General features: G+C 45.3%; 20 protein-coding genes. 8 read left to right on the forward strand and 12 right to left on the reverse strand.

Annotation, left to right across the window (positions count from 1 at the left end; all coding sequences use genetic code 11):
- Positions 1–23: 23 nt before the first annotated feature.
- From H171_RS17635 to H171_RS17665, 7 genes are all read right to left on the reverse strand, one after another.
- Entirely contained in the window at positions 24–1,235 is a 1,212-nt protein-coding gene (locus H171_RS17635) for a dicarboxylate/amino acid:cation symporter (RefSeq protein WP_100306300.1), read from the reverse strand.
- Between the two features lie 172 nt (positions 1,236–1,407).
- Positions 1,408–2,091 carry a helix-turn-helix transcriptional regulator gene (locus tag H171_RS17640; RefSeq protein ID WP_100306301.1) on the reverse strand — a complete coding sequence of 228 codons (684 nt, stop codon included), beginning with the start codon at positions 2,089–2,091 and terminating at the stop codon, positions 1,408–1,410.
- A 160-nt stretch (positions 2,092–2,251) separates the two neighbouring features.
- A complete protein-coding gene (locus H171_RS17645) occupies positions 2,252–4,468 on the reverse strand; it encodes an alpha-galactosidase (RefSeq protein ID WP_100306302.1) in 2,217 nt (738 codons plus the stop codon).
- A 14-nt stretch (positions 4,469–4,482) separates the two neighbouring features.
- Positions 4,483–5,313: a carbohydrate ABC transporter permease gene (locus H171_RS17650; RefSeq protein ID WP_100306303.1), complete on the reverse strand. Its 831-nt coding sequence runs from the start codon at positions 5,311–5,313 to the stop codon at positions 4,483–4,485.
- Positions 5,314–5,324: 11 nt separating this feature from the next.
- Positions 5,325–6,230 carry a carbohydrate ABC transporter permease gene (locus tag H171_RS17655; RefSeq protein WP_100306304.1) on the reverse strand — a complete coding sequence of 302 codons (906 nt, stop codon included), beginning with the start codon at positions 6,228–6,230 and terminating at the stop codon, positions 5,325–5,327.
- Between the two features lie 106 nt (positions 6,231–6,336).
- The gene (locus H171_RS17660; protein ID WP_100306305.1) at positions 6,337–7,674 is read right to left on the reverse strand and encodes an ABC transporter substrate-binding protein; all 1,338 of its coding nucleotides are present in this window, start codon (positions 7,672–7,674) and stop codon (positions 6,337–6,339) included.
- Positions 7,675–7,827: 153 nt separating this feature from the next.
- Positions 7,828–8,625, reverse strand: a complete 798-nt coding sequence (locus H171_RS17665) for an AraC family transcriptional regulator (protein ID WP_242976984.1) — start codon at positions 8,623–8,625, stop codon at positions 7,828–7,830.
- Between the two features lie 118 nt (positions 8,626–8,743).
- Between H171_RS17665 and melA the strand changes: the two genes are divergently transcribed.
- Both melA and H171_RS17675 read left to right on the forward strand, forming a co-directional pair.
- Positions 8,744–10,066 carry an alpha-glucosidase/alpha-galactosidase gene (gene melA, locus H171_RS17670; RefSeq protein WP_100306306.1) on the forward strand — a complete coding sequence of 441 codons (1,323 nt, stop codon included), beginning with the start codon at positions 8,744–8,746 and terminating at the stop codon, positions 10,064–10,066.
- A gap of 125 nt (positions 10,067–10,191) precedes the next feature.
- The gene (locus H171_RS17675) at positions 10,192–11,064 is read left to right on the forward strand and encodes an AraC family transcriptional regulator (RefSeq protein ID WP_100306307.1); all 873 of its coding nucleotides are present in this window, start codon (positions 10,192–10,194) and stop codon (positions 11,062–11,064) included.
- 73 nt (positions 11,065–11,137) lie between these two features.
- Here H171_RS17675 and H171_RS17680 read toward each other — a convergent pair whose 3' ends face one another.
- Positions 11,138–11,338 (reverse strand): DUF1858 domain-containing protein, encoded by a 201-nt coding sequence (locus tag H171_RS17680; RefSeq protein WP_025231036.1) that lies wholly within the window; start codon positions 11,336–11,338, stop codon positions 11,138–11,140.
- Between the two features lie 252 nt (positions 11,339–11,590).
- On the opposite strand from H171_RS17680, the gene pflB reads away from it, so the two are divergent.
- The 6 genes from pflB (at position 11,591) to H171_RS17710 (ending at position 16,082) form a co-directional block, all read left to right on the forward strand.
- Positions 11,591–13,651 carry a formate C-acetyltransferase gene (gene pflB / locus H171_RS17685; protein WP_100306308.1) on the forward strand — a complete coding sequence of 687 codons (2,061 nt, stop codon included), beginning with the start codon at positions 11,591–11,593 and terminating at the stop codon, positions 13,649–13,651.
- 11 nt (positions 13,652–13,662) lie between these two features.
- Positions 13,663–13,932, forward strand: a complete 270-nt coding sequence (locus H171_RS17690) for a hypothetical protein (RefSeq protein WP_100306309.1) — start codon at positions 13,663–13,665, stop codon at positions 13,930–13,932.
- Between the two features lie 21 nt (positions 13,933–13,953).
- Entirely contained in the window at positions 13,954–14,199 is a 246-nt protein-coding gene (gene grcA3 / locus H171_RS17695) for an autonomous glycyl radical cofactor GrcA3 (RefSeq protein ID WP_089988017.1), read from the forward strand.
- 24 nt (positions 14,200–14,223) lie between these two features.
- On the forward strand, positions 14,224–14,997 hold the full coding sequence (gene pflA, locus H171_RS17700) for a pyruvate formate-lyase-activating protein (RefSeq protein WP_100306310.1): 774 nt from the start codon (positions 14,224–14,226) through the stop codon (positions 14,995–14,997).
- 89 nt (positions 14,998–15,086) lie between these two features.
- A complete protein-coding gene (locus H171_RS17705) occupies positions 15,087–15,257 on the forward strand; it encodes a DUF362 domain-containing protein (protein ID WP_025231031.1) in 171 nt (56 codons plus the stop codon).
- A 111-nt stretch (positions 15,258–15,368) separates the two neighbouring features.
- Positions 15,369–16,082, forward strand: a complete 714-nt coding sequence (locus H171_RS17710) for a gamma-glutamyl-gamma-aminobutyrate hydrolase family protein (protein WP_100306311.1) — start codon at positions 15,369–15,371, stop codon at positions 16,080–16,082.
- Between the two features lie 103 nt (positions 16,083–16,185).
- On the opposite strand, the gene H171_RS17715 is transcribed toward H171_RS17710, so the two are convergent.
- From H171_RS17715 to H171_RS17730, 4 genes are all read right to left on the reverse strand, one after another.
- Positions 16,186–16,845, reverse strand: coding sequence for a helix-turn-helix domain-containing protein (locus tag H171_RS17715; protein ID WP_100306312.1), 660 nt, complete (start codon positions 16,843–16,845; stop codon positions 16,186–16,188).
- Positions 16,846–17,206: 361 nt separating this feature from the next.
- Positions 17,207–18,541, reverse strand: a complete 1,335-nt coding sequence (dnaB, locus tag H171_RS17720; protein WP_100306313.1) for a replicative DNA helicase — start codon at positions 18,539–18,541, stop codon at positions 17,207–17,209.
- Between the two features lie 11 nt (positions 18,542–18,552).
- Positions 18,553–18,999, reverse strand: a complete 447-nt coding sequence (gene rplI, locus H171_RS17725) for a 50S ribosomal protein L9 (RefSeq protein WP_100306314.1) — start codon at positions 18,997–18,999, stop codon at positions 18,553–18,555.
- Positions 18,999–21,059, reverse strand: coding sequence for a DHH family phosphoesterase (locus tag H171_RS17730; RefSeq protein WP_100306315.1), 2,061 nt, complete (start codon positions 21,057–21,059; stop codon positions 18,999–19,001). The genes rplI and H171_RS17730 overlap by 1 nt, the downstream gene beginning before the upstream one ends.
- Between the last annotated feature and the right edge of the window lie 45 nt (positions 21,060–21,104).

Raw genomic sequence — 21,104 nt, forward strand, 5'->3', positions numbered from 1 at the left:
AGCCTTCTCCTTTCGCAATCACCTTAACCTTTGTTGTCTTTCTTAATATATTTGTGGTAATACAAATCAACCAGCGCACTGATCGCATTATCTCCGGATACGTTACATGCAGTTCCAAAGCTGTCCTGTGCAATATACATTGCCTGAAGAAGGCTGGCAATATCTCCTACTGCAGGGATTCCGACGATTGGGAAGAATGGAGTCGCCGTAAAAATAGAACCGCCCGGAGCTCCCGGAGATGCAACTAAGGCTACTCCCAGTACACAGATAAATGGGAACAGGGTAAGGAATCCATGAGGCATGCCGTAAATGAGCAAAGTTGCGGTCACACAGCAGGTAATTGTGATCATGGAACCTGCCATATGAATGTTAGCGCAAAGCGGAACTACGAAGTTACGGATTTCTTCTGAAATACCATTGCTTTCCGCACATTTAATATTAACCGGAATGGTAGCCGCAGAAGACTGGGTACCAATCGCAGTCAGATAGCCTGGTAACTGGTTCTTTAACATGGTAAACGGATTTCTTTTTGTCAATATACCTGCTAAGGTAAAGGCTGCAAGGAGATAGATTAAATGAAGCAGTATCACGATCACGAATACCTTCCAAAGCACTGACATAATCGCGAATGTAGTTCCCTGATATGTCATCTTGGCAAAGGTTCCGCAGATATACAAAGGGAGAATTGGAATGATCACCCGGTTCAGTACCTTTGTAATGATCTCGGAAAATTCTTTGATCACATGATACAGGGCATCTCCGATTTCTTTGCCCCGCATGGTGCTGATGCATACTCCCAGTACAAAGGCCAGTACAACAGCAGCGGTTGTTTCAAGTAACGGTGTAATGGTCAGGGAAAAATATCCGCTGATCGCCTTATCACTTGCAGAAGCAACTTTTGCAACGACCTCTTCATTCACAAAAGAAGGAAAAAACGAACTGGCTACCGCATAAGCTGCACTTCCTGCCAGCAATGTGGAAGCATAGGAAATGGCTGCGGTAAATGCCAGCAGCTTTCCGGCTCCCTGAGATAAGTCTGCGATTCCCATAGTAACAAAAGCCACTACCATAAGCGGGATGATAAACATTAAAAATTGTTTAAACAAATCTGATACTGTAATCAATATCGAAGTTACAAAACTGGGACAGTACATACCAATTAAAATACCAATGATGATTGCAATAATCAGCCTTGGTACCAGTCCCAGCTTCTTTCTCTTTTTACTTTCCTCCATATCAATACCTTCCTTTCATACGAATAAAATAAATTTTATTGTATTCATTTATATGATGTAATTTATTTTATCATAGATGCTTTTAAAATGCAATATTATTATGTTTTTCTAACAATTAAACAAAAAAATCTGCAGAGATTTTCATTATCAACCGTTTCCGCTGTATTAATGTTTATTCATTCTTTTTTTCTGTAGCTACTCCCACATTCCGAATGTGCATATATACGGTGTTTTTCGATATTCCAAGATAGTCAGCTACTTTTACAACCGCATCTTTCATGGTAAAAACTCCCTGTTGATGCAGGGAATTAATGATTTCCTTATTTTTAAGAGACGGAAGTATCCCGTCATCTGCCAATACCGTTTTCCGAACCTCCTGGACCTTGCTGAAAATTAATTCATCCATATTCTTAGCAAAGGTTTCAGTTTTAACCAGGGAATGAGTAGATATTGCGGGGATATAGCTGGTCAGAATCTCAGAAAAACCTGTATTCAAATAAAAATTGATACATAAAAGACCGATAATTCGTTTTTCCTCTCCCCTCACCACAATGGTGGAGGATTTTAATGGTTCTCCTTTTTTGTTCTTGGTAAAATAGGAGATATAGCTTTTTTCGCCATCCTTTTCAATTTCTTCCAGCATCTGAATGGCCAGGTCCGTAATCGGCATTCCTTCCGTACGTCCTGTGTGGTGTCCATTGATGATCTTTATGACGGAATGCTCCGTATCCTCCAGACTATGAAGCACCATCTCATAGCCTCCCCCCAGATAATCTGCAAGCCCTTCCATCATGATCTTATAGGATTCCAGTATAATTCGGTCAATCAGTGTTAAGTGTACATTATGATCCTTCATTGTATTCATCCCCTACATTCATTTTTTAAGGAATAATGCATTATTTTTAGGAATTATAGCATGCTATAAAATATTTTTCAATAAAAAGATAGATTACTTAACAGTAATGTAATTTATTACATTAAAAAAGTCCAGGTAATGCCTGCCTGGACTTTTTTCTTCATTCTGGTTTTTTATTAATAAAGATGAGGAAAGAGGCAAAATCCCCTGATTCTCTAAAAATGCGGTTTCTGTCAATGGGAATACCAGCGTACATAAGCTCGCTTCCATAGTATTCTCCGGTCTCTCCCGGCAGGGAAACTTTATAAAGCATATCCTCGCAAAGACCCTGGAGCTTTAACCGCAGCCAGCCTGCATTGGCCGGATTCAAAACCTGATAATAAGCGGTAATTGCCTGTTCCAAATCTTCTGATACTGCCATCCATGCCGTATCATTTCCTTCAAATGGACTTTTTAACCGGTAAAATGTTCCCTGATGTAAAAGTTTCCGGTACTTCTTATAGCATGCAATCTGCTGCTTTACTGTCTCTATTTCCTCGGGAGACAGATGATTCAAATCCAGTTCATATCCAAAAGCCCCGAAAATTGCTGCATTTCCCCTGGAATCCAAAGGCGTTATTCTGTGAACCTGATGGTTGGGAACTGCGGAGACATGGGCTCCGATGCTGGATATGGGATAAACCATGGTGGTACCGTACTGGATCTTTAACCGGTCCATGGCATCCGTATTGTCACTGCACCATGCCTGGGGAGCAAAGTATAGCATTCCAGGGTCAAACCTGGCTCCTCCGCTGGCGCAGGATTCAAACAGGATCTCCGGGAAATCCCTGGTGAGCCGGGTATATAAGTCATAGACTCCCAGGATAAATTTATGCATCACCATTCCCTGCCCGTTAGGGGAGGTTCCTCTGGAGTAGCATTCCGTCAGATACCGGTTCATGTCCCACTTGATATAGGAAATTCTTGCATTTCCAATAATATCCTTGAGCATACCATAAACCGCATCAACAATTTCCTTTCTTGAAAAATCAAGGACATGCTGATTCCTGCTTGGCGTTTCATAGCGGCCGGGAGCAGACAAAATCCAGTCTGGATGGGCCTCATAAAACCGGCTGTCTTTATTGACCATCTCCGGCTCGATCCACAAACCAAATTTTAAACCCAGGGCCTCCACCTTCTCAGACAGTCCGGAAATTCCTTCCGGAAGCTTATTCAGGTTCACTTGCCAGTCTCCTAGGCCCCTGTAGTCATCACTTCGTTCCCCAAACCAGCCGTCATCAAGAACAAACAGCTCCACGCCTGTTTCCTTCGCCTTTTTGGCAATGGCGAAAATCTTTTCTTCGTTAAAATCCATATAGGTTGCTTCCCAGTTGTTCAAAAGCACCGGTCTTTCCCTGTCTCTCCAATATCCTCTCGCAAGCCGGGTCCTGTATAAGCGGTGGAAGATCTGGCTCATAAAGGAAAGCCCCTGTTCCGAATATACCATCACAAGCTCCGGTGTCTGGAAGGATTCCCCTGCTTTCAAAGGCCATTCAAAGGTGTCCGGATGGATTCCCATGAGCACCCGGGTGGTATCATGGGTGCAGACTTCCACCTGTCCCAGGAAGCTGCCGCTGTACACAAGGCTGAAGCCATATACCTGTCCGCTTTTCTCCGTAGTCTCTTTTCTTGCAAGTGCCAGGAATGGATTGTGCTCTGCGCTGCTGATCCCTCTCATACTGTAGATGGACTGTATTCCCTGTTCCAGGGAACGCCTCTTCAAATACCGCTCCCTGGACCATGCCCCGGAAAGCTGAATCATCTCATAATCACAATCCGGCAGGTCAACAGCACCGCTCATAGCCGTTAAGAGGACGATCTCCTCCTTGCCATGATGGTCAAAACGGGCATGCCTTGTAAGGACCGGCATCTCTTCATAGATCGTATACGAAAGGATCAGATCCGTATCCATCACATCATCATGAAGGGTGATCTCCAGAGTGGCAGCCTCCCTCTCCTCTTCCACATAGGTGGCAGGAAGAGGCTCTATGGAGTGCTTTCCCTCAAAGATACGGTGGGACACATAGGTAAAGTTAGTGATCCTGCTGCCATTCTCCTGCCTGACGATGCAGGCACCATACCGGTAATCCCCTGTTCCATAAGCCGGATATTCCTGCTTCGTATATTGGAGACATAAGCTGACCGGCTCCGGACAGCTTATGGCGGCATGGGCGCGCTCTCCTGTCTCAAGGAGATATGCATAGGACTCCCTGTCTGTAATCCGTTTCCCATAGTACAGATTTCCCATTTGGCCATTGGCCATGATCTGAATGATATAACTCATGGACTGGTTATACAGGTGAAACTGTTTCGCTTGTTCATGATAAATGATAGACATAATTCATACTCCTTTTATAATTTTCCTCCGGATGTAGCAATTCCTTCTATAAACTGTTTCTGGAATATCAGATAAATGATAATCATGGGGATACAGGCCAGTAAGGATGCCGCCATAAGCTCCGGATAATTTGTTTCAAACTGTCCCTGCAGCTTTGCAAGGGCGGCAGACAGGGGCATGGTATTTTGCTCTGTATTGACGACCAGAGGCCACATCAGCTCCTTAAATCCAAACAGTGCGGTAAAGATACCAAGAGCCACCATGGAGGACTTTGTAAGAGGGGCCATTACATAAAGAAAGGTCTGGCCGATATTGCAGCCGTCAAGCCTGGCCGCCTCCTCTAAGGAAGAAGGAAGCCCCATATAAGCCTGCCTTAATAAAAAGGTTCCAAAGGCTGTCACGAGCCCCGGAAAAAGCAGGCCAAAGGAGGTATTTAACATTCCAAGCTTACTTACCATTAAGTATTGAGGAATAATAAAGATCTGGGAGGGCACCATCATCTGGAACAAAACCAGGGAAAAGGCCAGATTCTTTCCCTTAAAGTGAAGGCGTCCAAAGGCATATCCCGCCATGGTTGCAGTAAGTACCGCACAAATGACCCGTTCTACAATCAGCATTAACGTATTCCAGTACAGCCTTAAAAAGTTCATTTTGCTTATGATGGATAAAAATGCTTCCTTTCTCCATACCGTAGGAAAAATGATAAACGGATTCATCTGAGTTGCCTCCGATGTGCTTTTAAAGGCCGTTAAAAACATCCACAAAAAGGGTACCAGCATAATGACAGATCCGATTGTGAGAATGAAGTAAACGATGGCTGATTTAATTTTTCTACTCTTATCCATAATTCTCCTCCCTAGCTGTAGTTCACCCATTTTTTCTGACAAATCATCTGAATCATTGTGATCAGAAGGATTACCATAAGAAGCAGCATGACAATGGAAGAGCCGTATCCCTTGTTTCCTTCTATAAACGAATATTTATAGAAAAGGTACACCAGGGACTGGGTCTTTACCAGCGCCGGGTTGCTTTTTCCCATCATCATATAGATGCTGTCAAACACCTGCATGGCCCCTATGACTCTGGTCACTGTCACAAAAAACATGGTGGGTGATATTAAGGGCAGTGTAATCGTAAAAAACTGGCTGATTCCGTTTGCTCCGTCAATCTGCGCCGCCTCATAATAGTCCCGGGGTATTTCCTGAAGGCCTGCAAAAAACAGTACCATATTATAACCGATCACGGACCAGATTCCTACGATTGCTACGGAGATAAATGCGATATTGGGATTGGAGATCCAGTTTACGCCGGAAAGTCCGATCCCGCGAAGCAGATGGTTAAGCAGTCCGAATTCCGAGTTATAAAGCCATCTCCAAACCATAGCCACCGCCGCAGGAGCAGCTACCATTGGCAGGAAATAAATGGTCCTCCATATTGAGCGTCCCCGGATTTTTCCATTTAAAAAAACGGCTAGCACAAGTGCAATCGCAATGGAAAACGGTACCTCCACCACCGCATATTTACATGTATTCCATAAAGCCTGCCATACAGTCCCATCACTGAAAAGCTTCCGGTAATTGTCAAAGCCAATAAATACATTGCCTTTGCCAAAAGCCCCTGTTTTGAAAAAGCTTTGATAAATGGTCTGAAAAATAGGGATGATGTTTAATATAATTAGTCCTGCCATGGTAGGCAGCAAAAACATCCACCCCCATAAAAATTCACTTCTCTCCCGTTTTGATACCTTTGACTTTCTGTTCATGCAGACCCTCCGTATTTCTTTGTCAAGCGATATACTCAATCCGCTTCACCACTTGATTCGGCTAAAAAGGGGGAGGCGCTTTAAAAGCCTGCCTCCCCAGCCCTTCCTATTCTTGTGCCAGCAAGGCATTCATTTCCTGAGTAATATCCTTGCAGACATCATCAACACTCTTCGCTCCAGTCCATGCATCGATCAATTTTTCATGGCTCATATTGTTCCAGGCAACCGTTGATTTAGAGTATGGCCTGATGACCAGGTCACTCATCATATCTAAATATGCCTGGAGGTTAAAGTCCTGATATGCCTTTATCCAGTTATCCGTTGTTCCTTCATAGGCAGAAATAACGATTCCAAGGTCAGACTGCTTCTGCTGAGCTTCCTTTGATCCCATGTATTCGATCAGCTTCCAAGCTTCTTCAGGCATGCCGGTATTAGCGGAAGCTGCCCAGCCCAGTCCATTGTAAATGGAGATCCTCTTTCCAGAGGCCGCATCCTTTGGAAGGACTGCGATGTCACAGTTTGCCTTTACGTAATCATTATTGCAAAGCTCCGGAAGCATCCAAGAGCCAGCCGTAATCATGGCTACCTTACCGGCTTCAAACAAAGCTTCCTCTGTATTCTCTGCCATCACTTCGTATGGAGGCGCATATCCTTCTTTCATCAGGTCTGTGATAAACGTTAAGGCCTTGATGGTTCCCGGCTGGTCAAATCCGGAAGATTTTTTATCATCGCTGATCACATAACCACCCATATCATAAACGATATTGTTCCAGCCTGCCTGGTCATTGGTGGGCCTTAAGGCAAATCCATACTGGCTTCCATCTGCTTTGGTCAGCTTTTTTGCTGCTTCTGCATAATCATCCCAGGTCCAATCCTTGTCGGGATAAGGGATTCCCGCTTCATCAAACATGGTTTTGTTGTACCAGAGTGCGATGGTATCGATATCCTTTGGCACTGCATACTGCTTTGTACCTTCCCAATTATAGATCTGCACAATGTCCTTAGGGAATTTATCCATTTCCAGCTTCTTGCTTTCCTTGATGCGGTCTGTTAAGTTCAGGAGCATCTCGTATTCGGAATACCTTGCGATCTCATTGGAATGCATCCAGAAAACATCGGGAAGAGATCCGCCGGTTGCTCCTGCCTCCAGCATAGTCCAGTACTGCTCCCATGGGGTTACCTGAATTTGAGTTTTAATTCCCGTTTCATTTGTAAAGTCCTTCATGATCTCCGTAAGTCCCGGTTCCTGGTTCTTGTCCCAGATTGCAACCGTGAGAGTTCCCTGAGCAGCCGTACTTTCTGACTCACTGGAGCTTTCCGCCGCCTGCTTTGTTTCTCCCGAGCTTGCAGGAGCCGTTTCCTTCCCGGTCTTGCTTCCGCAGCCAACCAGTGCTGCCGCCATTACCGCTGCCATTGCCGCCGTCAACCACCATTTACATTTCATTTTGTTACCTCCCTTTGATTAGTCAGTTTATATAGTTAAAACTGAATTTAAAACCATTTTTTGTGTATTTTTATTTGTCTGTCTCTGATTATAAACCATTTTTCATCTATATTACATAGACTAATGTGATAGGTACATGGTGTTTTGTTATATTTACCGAACCTCTTCTCTCATCTTCTTCCGATACTGGAGCGGGGACTCCCCCTCTGCCTGCAGGAAACTTTTACAAAATACCGAAGCATCATGAAAGCCACAGGATAAACCGGTTTCCGTTATACTTAGGCCTGTATCCTCTAACAGGCGCTTTGCCTCCATGATCCGGTAGGCCGTTAAATACTGTTTCGGAGAAATGCCCTTATATTTCATAAAAAGCCTGTACAGATAGGTCCTGTCGATCCCCACATATTTTGACACATCCCCGATCTGAATGGGGTAGCTGTAATTATGGCGTATATAGGTTTCCGCCCTGGACAGATAACTATGCTCATACTCTCCCACTTCCTTGCTGCGTTTTGGGAACCGGGAAAACAGCAGATAAAGATACCCAGCCGTTTCATCCATATTATGCTCCCCGCTTTCAAAAACAGTCACCAGCCGGTCCATATAGTCTCGCCATTCCTCTCCGTGATCAAAATGGTACACATATTCATTTTCCTCCTGCCGGTAATCACTTAACAGCCTCTCCGCTTCAGTCCCTGCAAAAGCTGCCCAGGCATATTCCCAGGGTTCCTCCTTATCCGCCTGATAATAAGTGACTTCCTGAGGTTTAATTAAAAATGCATCTCCCTCCTTTAAGGCATATTCCTCGCCTCCTGTGCGATAGATCCCCTTTCCCCGCAGGATCACATGCATCAGGTAATGCTTCCGGATCGCCGGTCCGAAAAAATGCCCTGACGCACACTGTTCACGACCGCAGTAATAAATGGTCAACCCCCGTACCCATTGATTCATGCTTCACCCTCCTATACAACAAAATGACAATTTTATGAAACAAACTTCCTATCTTTTTTTCTGCTGCAATTATACAATATCCTCATCAGACAGACAAGGAAAACAAGGAGGAAGAAATATGGTAAAGATAACTTTTATGGGGGCAGGCAGCACGATATTTGCAAGAAATGTCTTAGGCGACTGCATGTGCACTCCAGTACTTCAGGATGCTGTGATCGCTCTTTACGATATTGATCAGGTGCGGCTTTCGGATTCGGAGCTTATTCTGAATGCAATCAACAAAAATGCGAATGAAGGACGGGCGGATATAAAAACTTATCTGGGAGAGGAAAACCGGAAGGAAGCCTTATCCGGTGCCACCTTTGTAGTGAACGCCATTCAGGTGGGCGGATACGATCCCTGTACGATTACAGACTTCGAAATTCCTAAAAAATACGGTTTAAAACAAACCATTGCGGATACCCTGGGGATCGGCGGTATTATGCGGGGCTTAAGGACCATTCCGGTCATGGAGGATTTTGCAAGAGATATGGAAGAGGTTTGTCCGGATGCCTACTTCTTAAATTATACCAATCCCATGGCTATTTTAACTGGTTACATGCAGCGTTACACCTCCATTAAAACCATTGGTTTATGCCACAGCGTCCAGGTATGCTCAGAAACTTTATTAAAGGAACTTGATATGGAGGATAAGCTGGAAGGGCGTACAGAATTAATTGCAGGAATTAACCATATGGCCTGGCTCTTAAAGCTCCATGACAGAGATGGAAACGACCTTTACCCCATGATCCGTCAGAAGGCCTCCAGGAAAAACCAGACAGAAAAACATAAGGATATGGTCCGCTTTGAATACATCAGCCATTTAGACTATTATTGTACGGAATCCAGTGAACACAATGCAGAATACAATCCGTTGTTCATAAAATCCAAGTACCCGGAAATGATCGAAGAATTCCAGATCCCCTTAGATGAATATCCGCGGCGCTGCATCAAGCAGATCAATGAGTGGGAAGAGGAAAAAAACTCTATCCTAAACAACGGACAGATCACTCATGCCCGTTCTCATGAATACGCCTCCTATATTATGGAAGCAATTTTGACCAATAAGCCTTACAAGATCGGGGCAAGTGTCTTAAACCGGGGGCTGATCGATAACCTCCCCGCCGATGCCTGCGTAGAAGTTCCCTGCCTGGTAGACGGAAGCGGAATCACTCCCTGCCATGTTGGCCCTCTTCCCACCCAGCTGGCAGCCATGAACATGACAAACATAAATCCCCAGCTTCTCACCATAGAAGCCGCCCGTAACAGGGACAGAAAAACCATTTATCAGGCAGCCATGCTGGATCCTCACACTGCTGCCGAGCTTAACATAAAAGATATCCGCGCCATGGTAGATGAACTCATTACAGCCCATGGCGATTACATGAAAATGTACCAGTAAACGAAACTTCCAGGAATCGTTATTTACAAGATGCCCATAATGCCTGTATACTTGACCCTATCAAACATCCTACATAAAAGCGGATCGTCTGACAGGGTCTTTCACCATTTTGAGGGGGTATACCTTTGAGCGAAAAACAAACGACTTATAAAAACGTTGCCGGGTTCCGCTGCTTAAGGAACATTAAACGGCAGACCAATGATCTGTACCTGGTCCACTGTGGAATCCAGCAGTGTCCTCCGGGATACACCTACGATCATAAGATTCCAAATGAATATCACCTTCACTTTGTGCTGGGGGGCGCAGGCTCCCTGGAAATCAACGGGAAACGGTATGATCTGAAAACCGATGACATCTTTCTCATTCCCAAGGGACATCCCGTTCTTTACAATGCGGATCATAAAAATCCCTGGGAGTATATGTGGATCACTTTTGACGGTGAAATGGCGGAGGCCTATTTAAGCTATGTGGGCATATCCCCGCAGCTCCCTGCCATCCATTCCCAGATTCCCAATCAGCTTTATCTACCCATGATACACAAAATACTGGATACCAGTGAACTGACCTTTGCCAATGAAATCAAACGGGTGGGATACCTATACGAGATATTGTCCACTTTGATCGAAATGCAGAATACCATAAGAACCAGTAAAAAGAACCAGTACGACTATTCCATCGATACTTATGTAGATTATGCCCTTCAGTATATTAAGCTGAACTACAACAGCATTAAGGTACAGGACATCGCAGACTACATCGGGATCAACCGTTCCTATTTAACTACAATATTCAAAAAACAGCTTCACGTTTCTCCTCAGGAATACTTAATGAGGTACAGGCTTAACATTGCCGCCAATCAGCTTGCCACCACCTCCTTATCCATTCAGGAAATTGCCACAGACATCGGATATCATAACCCTTTAACCTTTTCCAAGATATTTAAGCAGGAATTCGGCGTCAGCCCGAAGCATTACAGGGAAGAAAAACGGCAGCCATAAGAAGGCTCATTACCCACATAAAAAACAGGAGGCTGGTCCTTAAGGACTGCCTCCTGTCATATAATAATATATTCTATACTTCTGCTAACACTTCGTTAATCTGGGAAACCAGTACATCACAGTCTATTCCATGAACCTGGCAAGCTTCCTCAAGGGACTCACCCTGAGATGCTGGACAGCCGAGGCAATGCATACCTGCACGCATTAACATAGGTGCAATGTTCTCGTCCATTTCAAGCAGTGCGCCTATTAACATATCCTTCTGGATCTGCATCTTGTATTCCTCCTTAAAAAATTGTACTTACTGTCTTTATAATATAATACTTTTCCTCCTGATTAGCAAGGGCTAAATTCCTTTTTTTCCTTCTGACTTCTTTTTGTCAAATTTTTCTCAATAAGTAGTCTTGACATTGTATACAGTATTCATATATAATGTATTCATACAAAGATTGTATGAATTATAATCTTTGACGGCACTCATTTATAATTGACACTTATACAGCAGATTTTACGGAGGAACAATACTATGAGAACAGAATGGAGAGCTTTCACGGGCGGTGTTTGGGAACGGGAGATCAACGTCAGGGACTTTATACAGAAAAATTACACACCTTATGACGGCGATGATTCCTTTCTTGCCGGACCTACCACAGCAACAAACGCTCTTTGGGCGCAGGTTATGGATTTATCCAAGCAGGAGCGGGAGGCCGGCGGCGTGTTGGATATGGATACAAAGACCATCTCCACCATCACTTCCCACGGACCGGGATATTTAGATAAAGAAAAAGAAACTATCGTAGGCTTTCAGACTGATAAGCCTTTCAAGCGTTCCTTACAGCCTTACGGCGGCATCCGTATGGCAGAGAAGGCCTGTGCGGATAATGGCTATACCATTGATCCTGAAGTCAAGAAATTTTTTACAATTCACAGAAAGACACACAATGCCGGTGTTTTTGACGCTTATACCCAGGAAATGCGTGACTGCCGTTCAAACCACATCATCACAGGACTACCGGATGCCTATGGCCGTGGCCGAATCATTGGAGATTACCGCCGGGTGGCCCTTTACGGCATTGACCGCCTGATCACAGACAAGGAAGAGCAGAAGGATACAACACGTACAACCATGTACTCTGACGTGATCCGGGAAAGAGAAGAGCTTTCTGAGCAGATCCGCGCCCTTAAGGAATTAAAGGAGCTGGGAAGCATCTATGGCTTTGATCTTTCCAAACCAGCCTCCAACGTAGAAGAGGCAATCCAGTGGCTGTACTTTGCCTACCTAGCCGCTGTCAAGGAACAAAACGGAGCAGCCATGTCCTTAGGCCGCACCTCAACCTTTATTGATGTTTATGCACAGAGAGATTTAGAAGAAGGAACCTTTACTGAGGAGCAGATTCAGGAATTTGTAGATCATTTCATCATGAAGCTTCGTCTGGTAAAATTTGCCCGTACTCCGGAATACAATGAGCTGTTCTCCGGCGATCCTACCTGGGTAACGGAATCCATCGGAGGAGTCGGCATCGACGGACGCCATCTGGTGACCAAGACTTCCTTCCGCTACCTCCACACCCTTTCTAATCTGGGAACAGCTCCTGAGCCAAACTTAACCGTGCTCTGGTCTACAAAGCTTCCGGAAAACTTTAAGCGCTTCTGCGCAAGGACTTCCATTGAGTCCTCTTCCATTCAATACGAGAACGATGACCTGATGAGAGTGACGCATGGAGATGATTATGCCATTGCCTGCTGCGTATCTTCCATGAGAGTCGGTAAGGAAATGCAGAACTTCGGCGCAAGGGCCAATCTTGCAAAATGCCTGTTATATGCGATTAACGGCGGCATTGATGAAGTCACCAAAAAACAGGTCGGCCCCAAATACCGCCCCATCACTTCCGAGTACCTGGATTATGAAGAGGTTATGGCCGCCTATAAGGATATGATGAACTGGCTTGCAAGGGTTTATGTAAACACCTTGAACATCATCCACTATATGCATGACAAATACAGCTATGAGCGTATTCAGATGGCTCTACACGATAAAAAGGTGACCCGTTGGTTCGCAACCGGTATTGCCGGACTTTCCGTAGTGGCTGATTCCTTATCTGCCATCAAATATGCCAAGGTTAAGACCGTACGGGATGAAAATGGAATCGTAACTGATTACATCGTAGAAGGAGACTTCCCCAAATACGGCAATAACGATGACCGGGTAGACATGATCGCAAACGAACTGGTTCACACCTTTATGAACTATGTAAAAGGAAACCACACTTACCGGGGCGGCATTCCTACCACCTCCATCTTGACAATCACTTCCAACGTCGTATATGGTAAGAATACAGGAGCAACTCCTGACGGGCGTAAGAAGGGAGAAGCCTTTGCACCTGGCGCAAACCCAATGCACCTTAGGGATACTCACGGTGCTGTCGCTTCCCTGGCATCGGTTGCAAAGCTTCCATTCAGAGATGCCCAGGATGGAATCTCCAATACCTTCTCAATCGTACCTGGAGCCCTTGGCAAAGAAGATCAGATCTTCACAGGAGATTTAGAGGTGGATTTAGAGCTGGCTCTTAGCGAAGATCAGAAGTAAGGAGTGTTATTATGGCAGATCCAAAGGAGAAACAGATTGACGATATCGTCTCCATGCTTGACCAGTTCATGGCTGGAAACGGCGGACATATGAACATCCGCGTATCAGAAGATGGTACTGTAAGTACCGATGAAACAATGGCTAAATCAGTTACTACCACAAACTCCACGGATTGTGCAGACGGAAATTCCGCCTGCAGAGTGCCCACTTTATTCCAGGCTTTGGATACAGACGATGAAGACCCGGAAAGCAACCGGCTGTTTATGGAAGACACTTATTAAATACAATAGGAGGATTATAAAATGGCAAATATCAGCGAATCTCAAATCAATAACCTTGTTAATTTATTAGATGGCTATGTGGAAGAAGGCGGACATCACTTAAATGTCAATGTCTTCACCCGTGATACCTTATTAGACGCTCAGAAGCATCCGGAAAGTTATCCCCAGCTTACTGTACGCGTATCCGGTTATGCGGTGAATTTTATCAAACTGACAAAGGAACAGCAGGATGAGGTAATCTCCCGTACGTTCCACAGCAATATGTAATAAACAGCAAAGAAGGCGATCTGTATGACAGGATATATCCATTCCATTGAAAGCTTCGGTACCGTTGATGGTCCGGGCGTGCGTATGGTGATTTTTTTACAAGGCTGTCCCATGCGCTGCCAATATTGCCATAATCCGGACACCTGGAAGATGGCGGGCGGCACGCCAATGACGGTAGAAGAACTATTAAAGCAGTATGAGTCGTCCCGGAGTTTTTACCGGGGCGGAGGCATCACAGCCACCGGCGGAGAGCCCCTTATGCAGCTGGATTTTGTGACTGAGCTTTTTGAAGCTGCAGGAAAGAAGAACATCCATACCTGCCTGGATACTTCAGGTGTCACGTTTCATAGGAACGATCCGGATTACAGGAAGAAAATAGACCGGCTTCTGGACTCTACCGATCTTGTCATGCTGGACATCAAGCACATTGTTGATACAAAGCACAAAACACTTACAGGTCATTCCAATGAAAACATTCTGGATTTTGCCCAGTATTTAAGTGACCGGGATATCCCGGTGTGGATCCGTCACGTGGCAGTGCCGCAGATCACGGATGAGACCCCTGATCTATACAGGCTGGGGCGTTTTATCGGCGGGCTTAAGAATGTGAAGGCCCTTGATGTCCTGCCTTATCATGACATGGGAAAGGTAAAATACGAAAGCATGGGTATGGACTATCCCTTAAAGGATATCCCCCCCATGTCAGGGGAAGGTGCCGTTGCCGCCAAGAAGATAATCTTAAGCGGGATCAGGGATGTCCGCACAGGAATCCCTGATCGGTATTGCTCCCAAAATTAAACAATAATTGTACCATTTACTACTTGAATATTTCTGATTTATAGTATAAAATATAGAAAAATCTATATAATATAAGGAGGTAATTTATCATGGCACGAGTTATTAGTGACGCTTGCGTTAGCTGCGGAAGCTGTGAAGGTGAATGCCCAGTAAGCGCTATCAGCCAGGGTGATTCTCAGTTTGTTATTGATGCTGATGCATGTATCGATTGTGGCGCTTGTGAGGGCGTATGTCCAACAGGAGCTATTTCTGAAGCATAATTATGATACATAAATGCCTCTTCCGAAAGGAAGAGGCATTTTGTTATATCAACACATTCTTTATATCTGCATACGAATAATTAACCAGATAAAGGAGAGGACATTTCTATTATGAGAAAGCCACTGATCGGCTTAACCCCCGCCCACGATATTGAAAGCGGTGATGTTAAGGCACGTCCTACTTATATGCGGGCATTAAAAGCTGCGGGAGCGATCCCAGTCGTGATGCCCTTAGATGCCTCAGAAGAAGATTTAAAGCAGCTTACAAAGGATATGGACGGATTTCTGTTCACAGGCGGCCCTGATGTGCACCCCTTCCTTTTTGGGGAAGAGACACAGGCTCACTGCGGCAATGTGTCCCCAGCCAGGGACCAGATGGAGATTTCCCTGCTTCCTATGATTATGGAACTTCGGAAACCGGTACTTGGGATCTGCCGGGGAATTCAGGTTTTAAACATCGCTCTTGGAGGAAACATCTGGCAGGATATCCCCTCCCAGGTAACACGTGAATTTCCTCTTGCCCATTCCCAGCCATTTAGTTATGATATGCCATGCCATACGGTTGCTTTAACCGAGGGCAGTCTCCTTGCCCGGATATCAGAAAGCTCTTCCATAAAGGTCAATAGCATGCACCATCAGGCCGTCAGGGATCTTGCACCGGGACTTATTGCCTCCGCCTACTCTCCAGACCATTTGATCGAGGCCCTGGAAATGACAGACTATCCCTTTTTTATCGGGGTTCAATGGCATCCGGAATATCTGTGGGAAAAGAATAAAGAGGCGTTCCGACTGTTTCAGACTTTTGTAAATGCTTGTAAAGAATAATCAGTATGCATAAAAAATCCGCAGTTTCCACTTTCACCGGCAGCTGCGGATTTCCTTGCCAGAGCCTGTTTGATTGCTCTATTTATCTGAAAGTAGTGTGGTTTTATAACTTTTTTCCATTTCGCCCGAACTTCTTCTTACGATTAAAAAATGGGATCTTAGAAGCAGCAGCTTCTGCACGCCCTTTGTTGTCCTTTTGATACGAACGCATAAGCTCGTCCAACTGTTTGAAACGCTCTTCTTCTTTTTCTTCTTTTAAACTCAATAAATATTCCATTTCCTTAATGACCTTGTCATTAACCAAGCAGCTGACATCCTGGCTTAACTGCTCATTATTTACCTCTAAAGCCCGTCCAATGATATGGTTCATGATTTCCTGAAACTGCTCCATTTTCTCCTGGGCAATGGAAATCTGCGCCGTGTTATGTACATCCAGGCCTGTCCCATCCTCAGTGCCAGATATTGCACTCTCTTTTAATTCCTGAGCTACCTGTCCTTCCAGTAACTCATCTGGTATGACAGGGTCTCTGCCCTCCTCAATAACCTTATCAAGCGCTGTCTTAATGGCCTTTAACTGATACCCCTTGTCCTTTAAGTCCTTGATCTGCTTGAATAAACGGATGTGTGCTTCAGTGTAATACCGGTGCCCCATCTCATTTCTGGGAATCTTCAACTCCAGCTCGTCCTCCCAGTATCTAAGGACATGAGACTCCACATCGACCTTCTTCGATGCATCCGATATTAAGTAATGTATCTCAGCCATAGCTATATCCTCTCCTTTGGTTCGTTAAGTTTTCATAACCTTACTATTTATATCATATGCGGGCTTCGGATGGATTATGAATGGGAATTGGAAGTTTTTTGAGGGATTTGAGAAAATTTTTAGGAGAGGGGGAGTATATGGGTGGGGGGAAAAGAGAAATGGCGGGGGTGCAGGAGCCATCAGGGGGAAGGTGGGAATTTTTGCGGGGCCGCAGGAGCCATCTGGGAGAATGGATTCGAGGTTCGAATCCATTCTCCCAGATGGGGGGCGTTCGCCCCATAGAAGAAGAGAGTCCTCTGGTCCCGGAAAAGCAAAAATACTTGCTTTTCCGGGACCAGAGGACTCTCTTCTTCTATCCTGCTCATTGCTTGGCCATGTTTGCAAACTTTGTATATTCAGGTCTCCAGGCCAGATTGATCGTTCCGATCGGACCGTTTCTCTGTTTTGCTATAATTACTTCCGCAATATTAGGCATATCCGTATCTTTATTATAATAATCATCACGGTATAAGAACATAACCACGTCGGCATCCTGCTCGATGGCTCCGGATTCTCGGAGGTCGGAAAGCATGGGGCGGTGGTCTGGTCTTGTTTCGCAGGCCCGGCTTAACTGGGATAAGGCGATTACAGGAGCGTTCATCTCTCTTGCCAGGGCTTTTAAGGATCTGGAGATTTCTGAGATCTCCTGCTGGCGGTTGTCGCCGCCTTTTCCGCTTCCGCTCATCAACTGCAGGTAGTCGATGATGACTACACTAAGACCGTATTCCAGCTTCATCTTACGGCACTTGGAACGCAGTTCACCGATGGAGATTCCAGGGGTATCGTCTATGATCAGCTTGGAATTGCCGATAACACCGATTCCCTCTACCACAGCATCCCAGTCGGAATCGGATAAGGTTCCGGTTCTAAGCTTTTGGGAATCTACATTGGATTCCATGGCAAGCATACGGTTTACCAGCTGTTCCTTGGACATCTCCAGGCTGAATACCATACAGGGCAGACCTTTTTTTACAGCGATATGGTCTACCAGGTTCAGCACAAATGCCGTCTTTCCCATGGAGGGTCGTGCGGCGATGAGGACGAAATCTGAAGGCTGCAGGCCGGAGGTCTTATAATCTAAGTCAATAAAGCCTGTGGGAATTCCGGTTACAGTTCCCTGGTTTTTGGAAGCCTCTTCGATTTTTTCCAGAACATTCATGGCAACCTGGCGGATGGGTACGAAATCTCCTGAGCTGCGGTTCTGGAGCAGATCAAATATGGTCTTTTCCGTGACAGCCATAATGGTTTCTAAGGGTTCCTTTCCTGCGTAGCAGGTATTGGCTATTTCTTCATTTACCTTAATAAGCCGCCTTAGAACCGCTTTATCACGGACAATGTTCGCATAGGACTTTATATTGGCAGATGTAGGGACTGTGGTAATGATATCCCTGACAAAGTCCAGACTTGAAACTTCGGGAGGAACATCCTTTACCTTTAAACGGTTTTGAAGAGTCACTAAATCCACCGGTAAATTCTCATTAAAAAGCTCCAGCATGGCCTCAAACATGATGCCATACTGGTGCTGGTAAAAATCTCCTGCTGTAACGATCTCGGAAGCCGTGATGATTGCATCCCGGTCCATCAGCATGGAACCGATAACAGATTGCTCTGCTTCGATGCTGTGAGGGAGTACCCGTTTGATCAGGGCATCATCCATGTTTATGCCTCCTAGCTTTCCACTACCTTAACATTCAGTTTTGCAGTTACATCTTTATGAAGCTTGATTGGAACCTCATGGGAACCAAAGGTTTTAAGCGGTTCAGGAAGGACCAGCTTCTTTTTATCAATATCATAGCCCAGCTGATTCTTAATGGCAGCGGAAATTTCCTTTCCTGATACGGAGCCAAAGGCTCTTCCGCCCTCTCCTGCCCGAATGGATAAGGTGATCGTTGCTTCTGAAAGCTTGGCTCCAAGCTCCTTTGCCGCCTCCAGCTGTTCCGCTGCAACCCTGGCCTCATTGGCCTTCTGTAGCTTTAAGTCATTTAAATTCTTAGCCGTTGCTTCGATTCCCAGCTTTTTAGGGAGAATGAAATTTCTTGCATATCCGTCGTTAACCTTAACGATCTGTCCCTTCTTGCCCAATGCCTTTACGTCTTCTAATAATACAACTTCCATTATGATATGTCTCCCTTCTCTAACATCTCTTTAATAACCGCTTTTACGCGGGTTCTGGCTTCTTCAATGCTGACTCCTGCAAGCTGTGCGCCTGCGATGGTACGGTGTCCGCCGCCGCCCAGTTTTTCCATCATGACCTGCACGTTGACTTCATCAATGGAACGGGCGCTTATATACACCGCATGATTATAATCTGTCATAACAATGGAGGCCTTGATCCCGGCTATGTCAAGCAGCTCATTGGCCGCCTGAGCTCCCACAACCGTGGGGCTTCCGATTCCTACCGAGGAACATACGCTGATGGCAAAGCAGCCCTCGAAAATCTCTGCCTCCCGGACAGCCTCTGCCTTTGCCTTGTAATCTTCCAGGTCATCACGGAACATCTTCCGCACACGGACCACATCCGCGCCGTTTCTTCTTAAGAAAGCTGCCGCTTCAAAGGTCCTGACACCCGTCTGATTGGTAAAATTATTGGTATCAATGACGATGCCTGCATACAGGGCATCTGCTTCTGCCGATTTGATTTTAATACCGTCTGCAATGTATTGCAGGACCTCCGCTACCATTTCACAGGAGGAGGAAGCATATGGCTCTACATAAGACAGGACCGCATTGTCAATGATCTCACTGCTCTGCCTGTGATGGTCCAGAACCACAATCGTCTTTACTAGACGCAAAAGCTCCGGGGCATCGGTAATGCTGGGACGGTTTACATCCACCACCACCAAAAGAGTGTTGGCATCCACCAGCTCTGCTGCCTTGGATCCGGTCAGGAATAAATCCTCCGGGTAATCGGGATTCCCTACAAAACGATCAAGAATAGGGCGTACCGAGGTCGTCACTTCATTAATAATGATATGGGCCTTCTTATCCATGGCCGTGGCAATGCGGTAAATTCCAACTGCAGCGCCAAAGGCATCAATATCTGTTAAACGGTGCCCCATGATCAGAAGCCGGTCCTTTGTTTCCATCAGCTCTCTGAGAGCGTGAGCTTTTACACGGGCCTTCACGCGGGTGGTCTTTTCTACCTGCTGGGCCTTGCCTCCAAAATACTGGATCCGTTCGCCATCCTTGATCACCGCCTGGTCACCGCCCCGACCAAGAGCCATATCAATAGCGATTCTTGCGAACTCGTAATTTCTGGAATAGCTATCCCCGTTCATACCAAGGCCAATGCTTAGAGTCACCGCCATCTCATTGCCGATATTGACGGTTTTCACTTCCTCCAGAATGGAAAAACGGTTTTCTTTCAGCTCGGTGATATAGGACTGTTTTATGGAAATAAAATACTTATCTTTTTCCAGTTTCTTAACGATTCCGTTCATATTGGAAATGTACTTCGTGATCTTCCGGTCAATGAGGGCCGTAAGCAGAGAACGGCGTACTTCTTCCACACTCTCTAACGCCTCATCATAATTATCCAGATAGATAAGACCGGCCACCATTTTCTGATCATCTACCATCTGTTTATAGGAGAGAATGTCCGTTTCATCAAAAAGATAGACTGCCACGAGCATCTGTCCGGCAGCCTCCACTCCAACGGATGAAATAATCGCTTCCGGTGAATCTTTCATATAGACAGCTTTTAAGCGGATCTGGTATTTCCTTTCATTGCGTGCAGCATGCAAAACGGCCATTCCATCGTTAAGCTTTAACACTTCCTTCGTAATCTCCGGAAAAATAGTCATGAGGTTCTTTTTTGTGACCTTTAGAGGTTTTTCTTCCCCTAACACCTCTGAAAACGCTGTATTCCCCCAGAGAATCCTTCCGTCAACATCCGCCATTGCATACGGAAGTTCCAGATCAGTAAGAAGCTGCTTCTGCATCCAGGAATATTCCGCAGAAAATTCCACAAGGCCGCTCATCAGAAGTCTCCTTCTGTAAGTATAAAGCCAGACTGCTATACCAACATACAAAAGCGTAAAAACGGCCATAATTATACCCGCCTTTGTACTGGCAGCGCCGATCACCGTATTGGCGGCGATCAGCAGTGCGCTTAGATAAAGCGGCCACTGCATATACGTCCTTAGCTGTCCCTTTATTTTGAACTTTTCTTTCATATCTTTCTCCTTATGGAAAAAAGGGTTCTCTTTTTCACTGTCTTA

This window comes from [Clostridium] celerecrescens 18A (assembly GCF_002797975.1).
GTDB lineage: Bacteria > Bacillota > Clostridia > Lachnospirales > Lachnospiraceae > Lacrimispora > Lacrimispora celerecrescens.

Excerpts from the sequence above, each read along its gene's own strand:
- melA (WP_100306306.1), top strand. The coding sequence starts at position 8,744 with ATGGTAAAGATAACTTTTATGGGGGCAGGCAGCACGATATTTGCAAGA.
- H171_RS17710 (WP_100306311.1), top strand. The coding sequence starts at position 15,369 with ATGAGAAAGCCACTGATCGGCTTAACCCCCGCCCACGATATTGAAAGC.
- H171_RS17680 (WP_025231036.1), bottom strand. The coding sequence starts at position 11,338 with ATGCAGATCCAGAAGGATATGTTAATAGGCGCACTGCTTGAAATGGAC.
- H171_RS17645 (WP_100306302.1), bottom strand. The coding sequence starts at position 4,468 with ATGTCTATCATTTATCATGAACAAGCGAAACAGTTTCACCTGTATAAC.
- H171_RS17705 (WP_025231031.1), top strand. The coding sequence starts at position 15,087 with ATGGCACGAGTTATTAGTGACGCTTGCGTTAGCTGCGGAAGCTGTGAA.
- H171_RS17655 (WP_100306304.1), bottom strand. The coding sequence starts at position 6,230 with ATGAACAGAAAGTCAAAGGTATCAAAACGGGAGAGAAGTGAATTTTTA.
- pflB (WP_100306308.1), top strand. The coding sequence starts at position 11,591 with ATGAGAACAGAATGGAGAGCTTTCACGGGCGGTGTTTGGGAACGGGAG.
- H171_RS17665 (WP_242976984.1), bottom strand. The coding sequence starts at position 8,625 with ATGAATCAATGGGTACGGGGGTTGACCATTTATTACTGCGGTCGTGAA.
- H171_RS17730 (WP_100306315.1), bottom strand. The coding sequence starts at position 21,059 with ATGAAAGAAAAGTTCAAAATAAAGGGACAGCTAAGGACGTATATGCAG.
- pflA (WP_100306310.1), top strand. The coding sequence starts at position 14,224 with ATGACAGGATATATCCATTCCATTGAAAGCTTCGGTACCGTTGATGGT.
- H171_RS17690 (WP_100306309.1), top strand. The coding sequence starts at position 13,663 with ATGGCAGATCCAAAGGAGAAACAGATTGACGATATCGTCTCCATGCTT.
- H171_RS17650 (WP_100306303.1), bottom strand. The coding sequence starts at position 5,313 with ATGGATAAGAGTAGAAAAATTAAATCAGCCATCGTTTACTTCATTCTC.
- rplI (WP_100306314.1), bottom strand. The coding sequence starts at position 18,999 with ATGGAAGTTGTATTATTAGAAGACGTAAAGGCATTGGGCAAGAAGGGA.
- H171_RS17715 (WP_100306312.1), bottom strand. The coding sequence starts at position 16,845 with ATGGCTGAGATACATTACTTAATATCGGATGCATCGAAGAAGGTCGAT.
- H171_RS17660 (WP_100306305.1), bottom strand. The coding sequence starts at position 7,674 with ATGAAATGTAAATGGTGGTTGACGGCGGCAATGGCAGCGGTAATGGCG.
- H171_RS17640 (WP_100306301.1), bottom strand. The coding sequence starts at position 2,091 with ATGAAGGATCATAATGTACACTTAACACTGATTGACCGAATTATACTG.
- grcA3 (WP_089988017.1), top strand. The coding sequence starts at position 13,954 with ATGGCAAATATCAGCGAATCTCAAATCAATAACCTTGTTAATTTATTA.
- dnaB (WP_100306313.1), bottom strand. The coding sequence starts at position 18,541 with ATGGATGATGCCCTGATCAAACGGGTACTCCCTCACAGCATCGAAGCA.
- H171_RS17635 (WP_100306300.1), bottom strand. The coding sequence starts at position 1,235 with ATGGAGGAAAGTAAAAAGAGAAAGAAGCTGGGACTGGTACCAAGGCTG.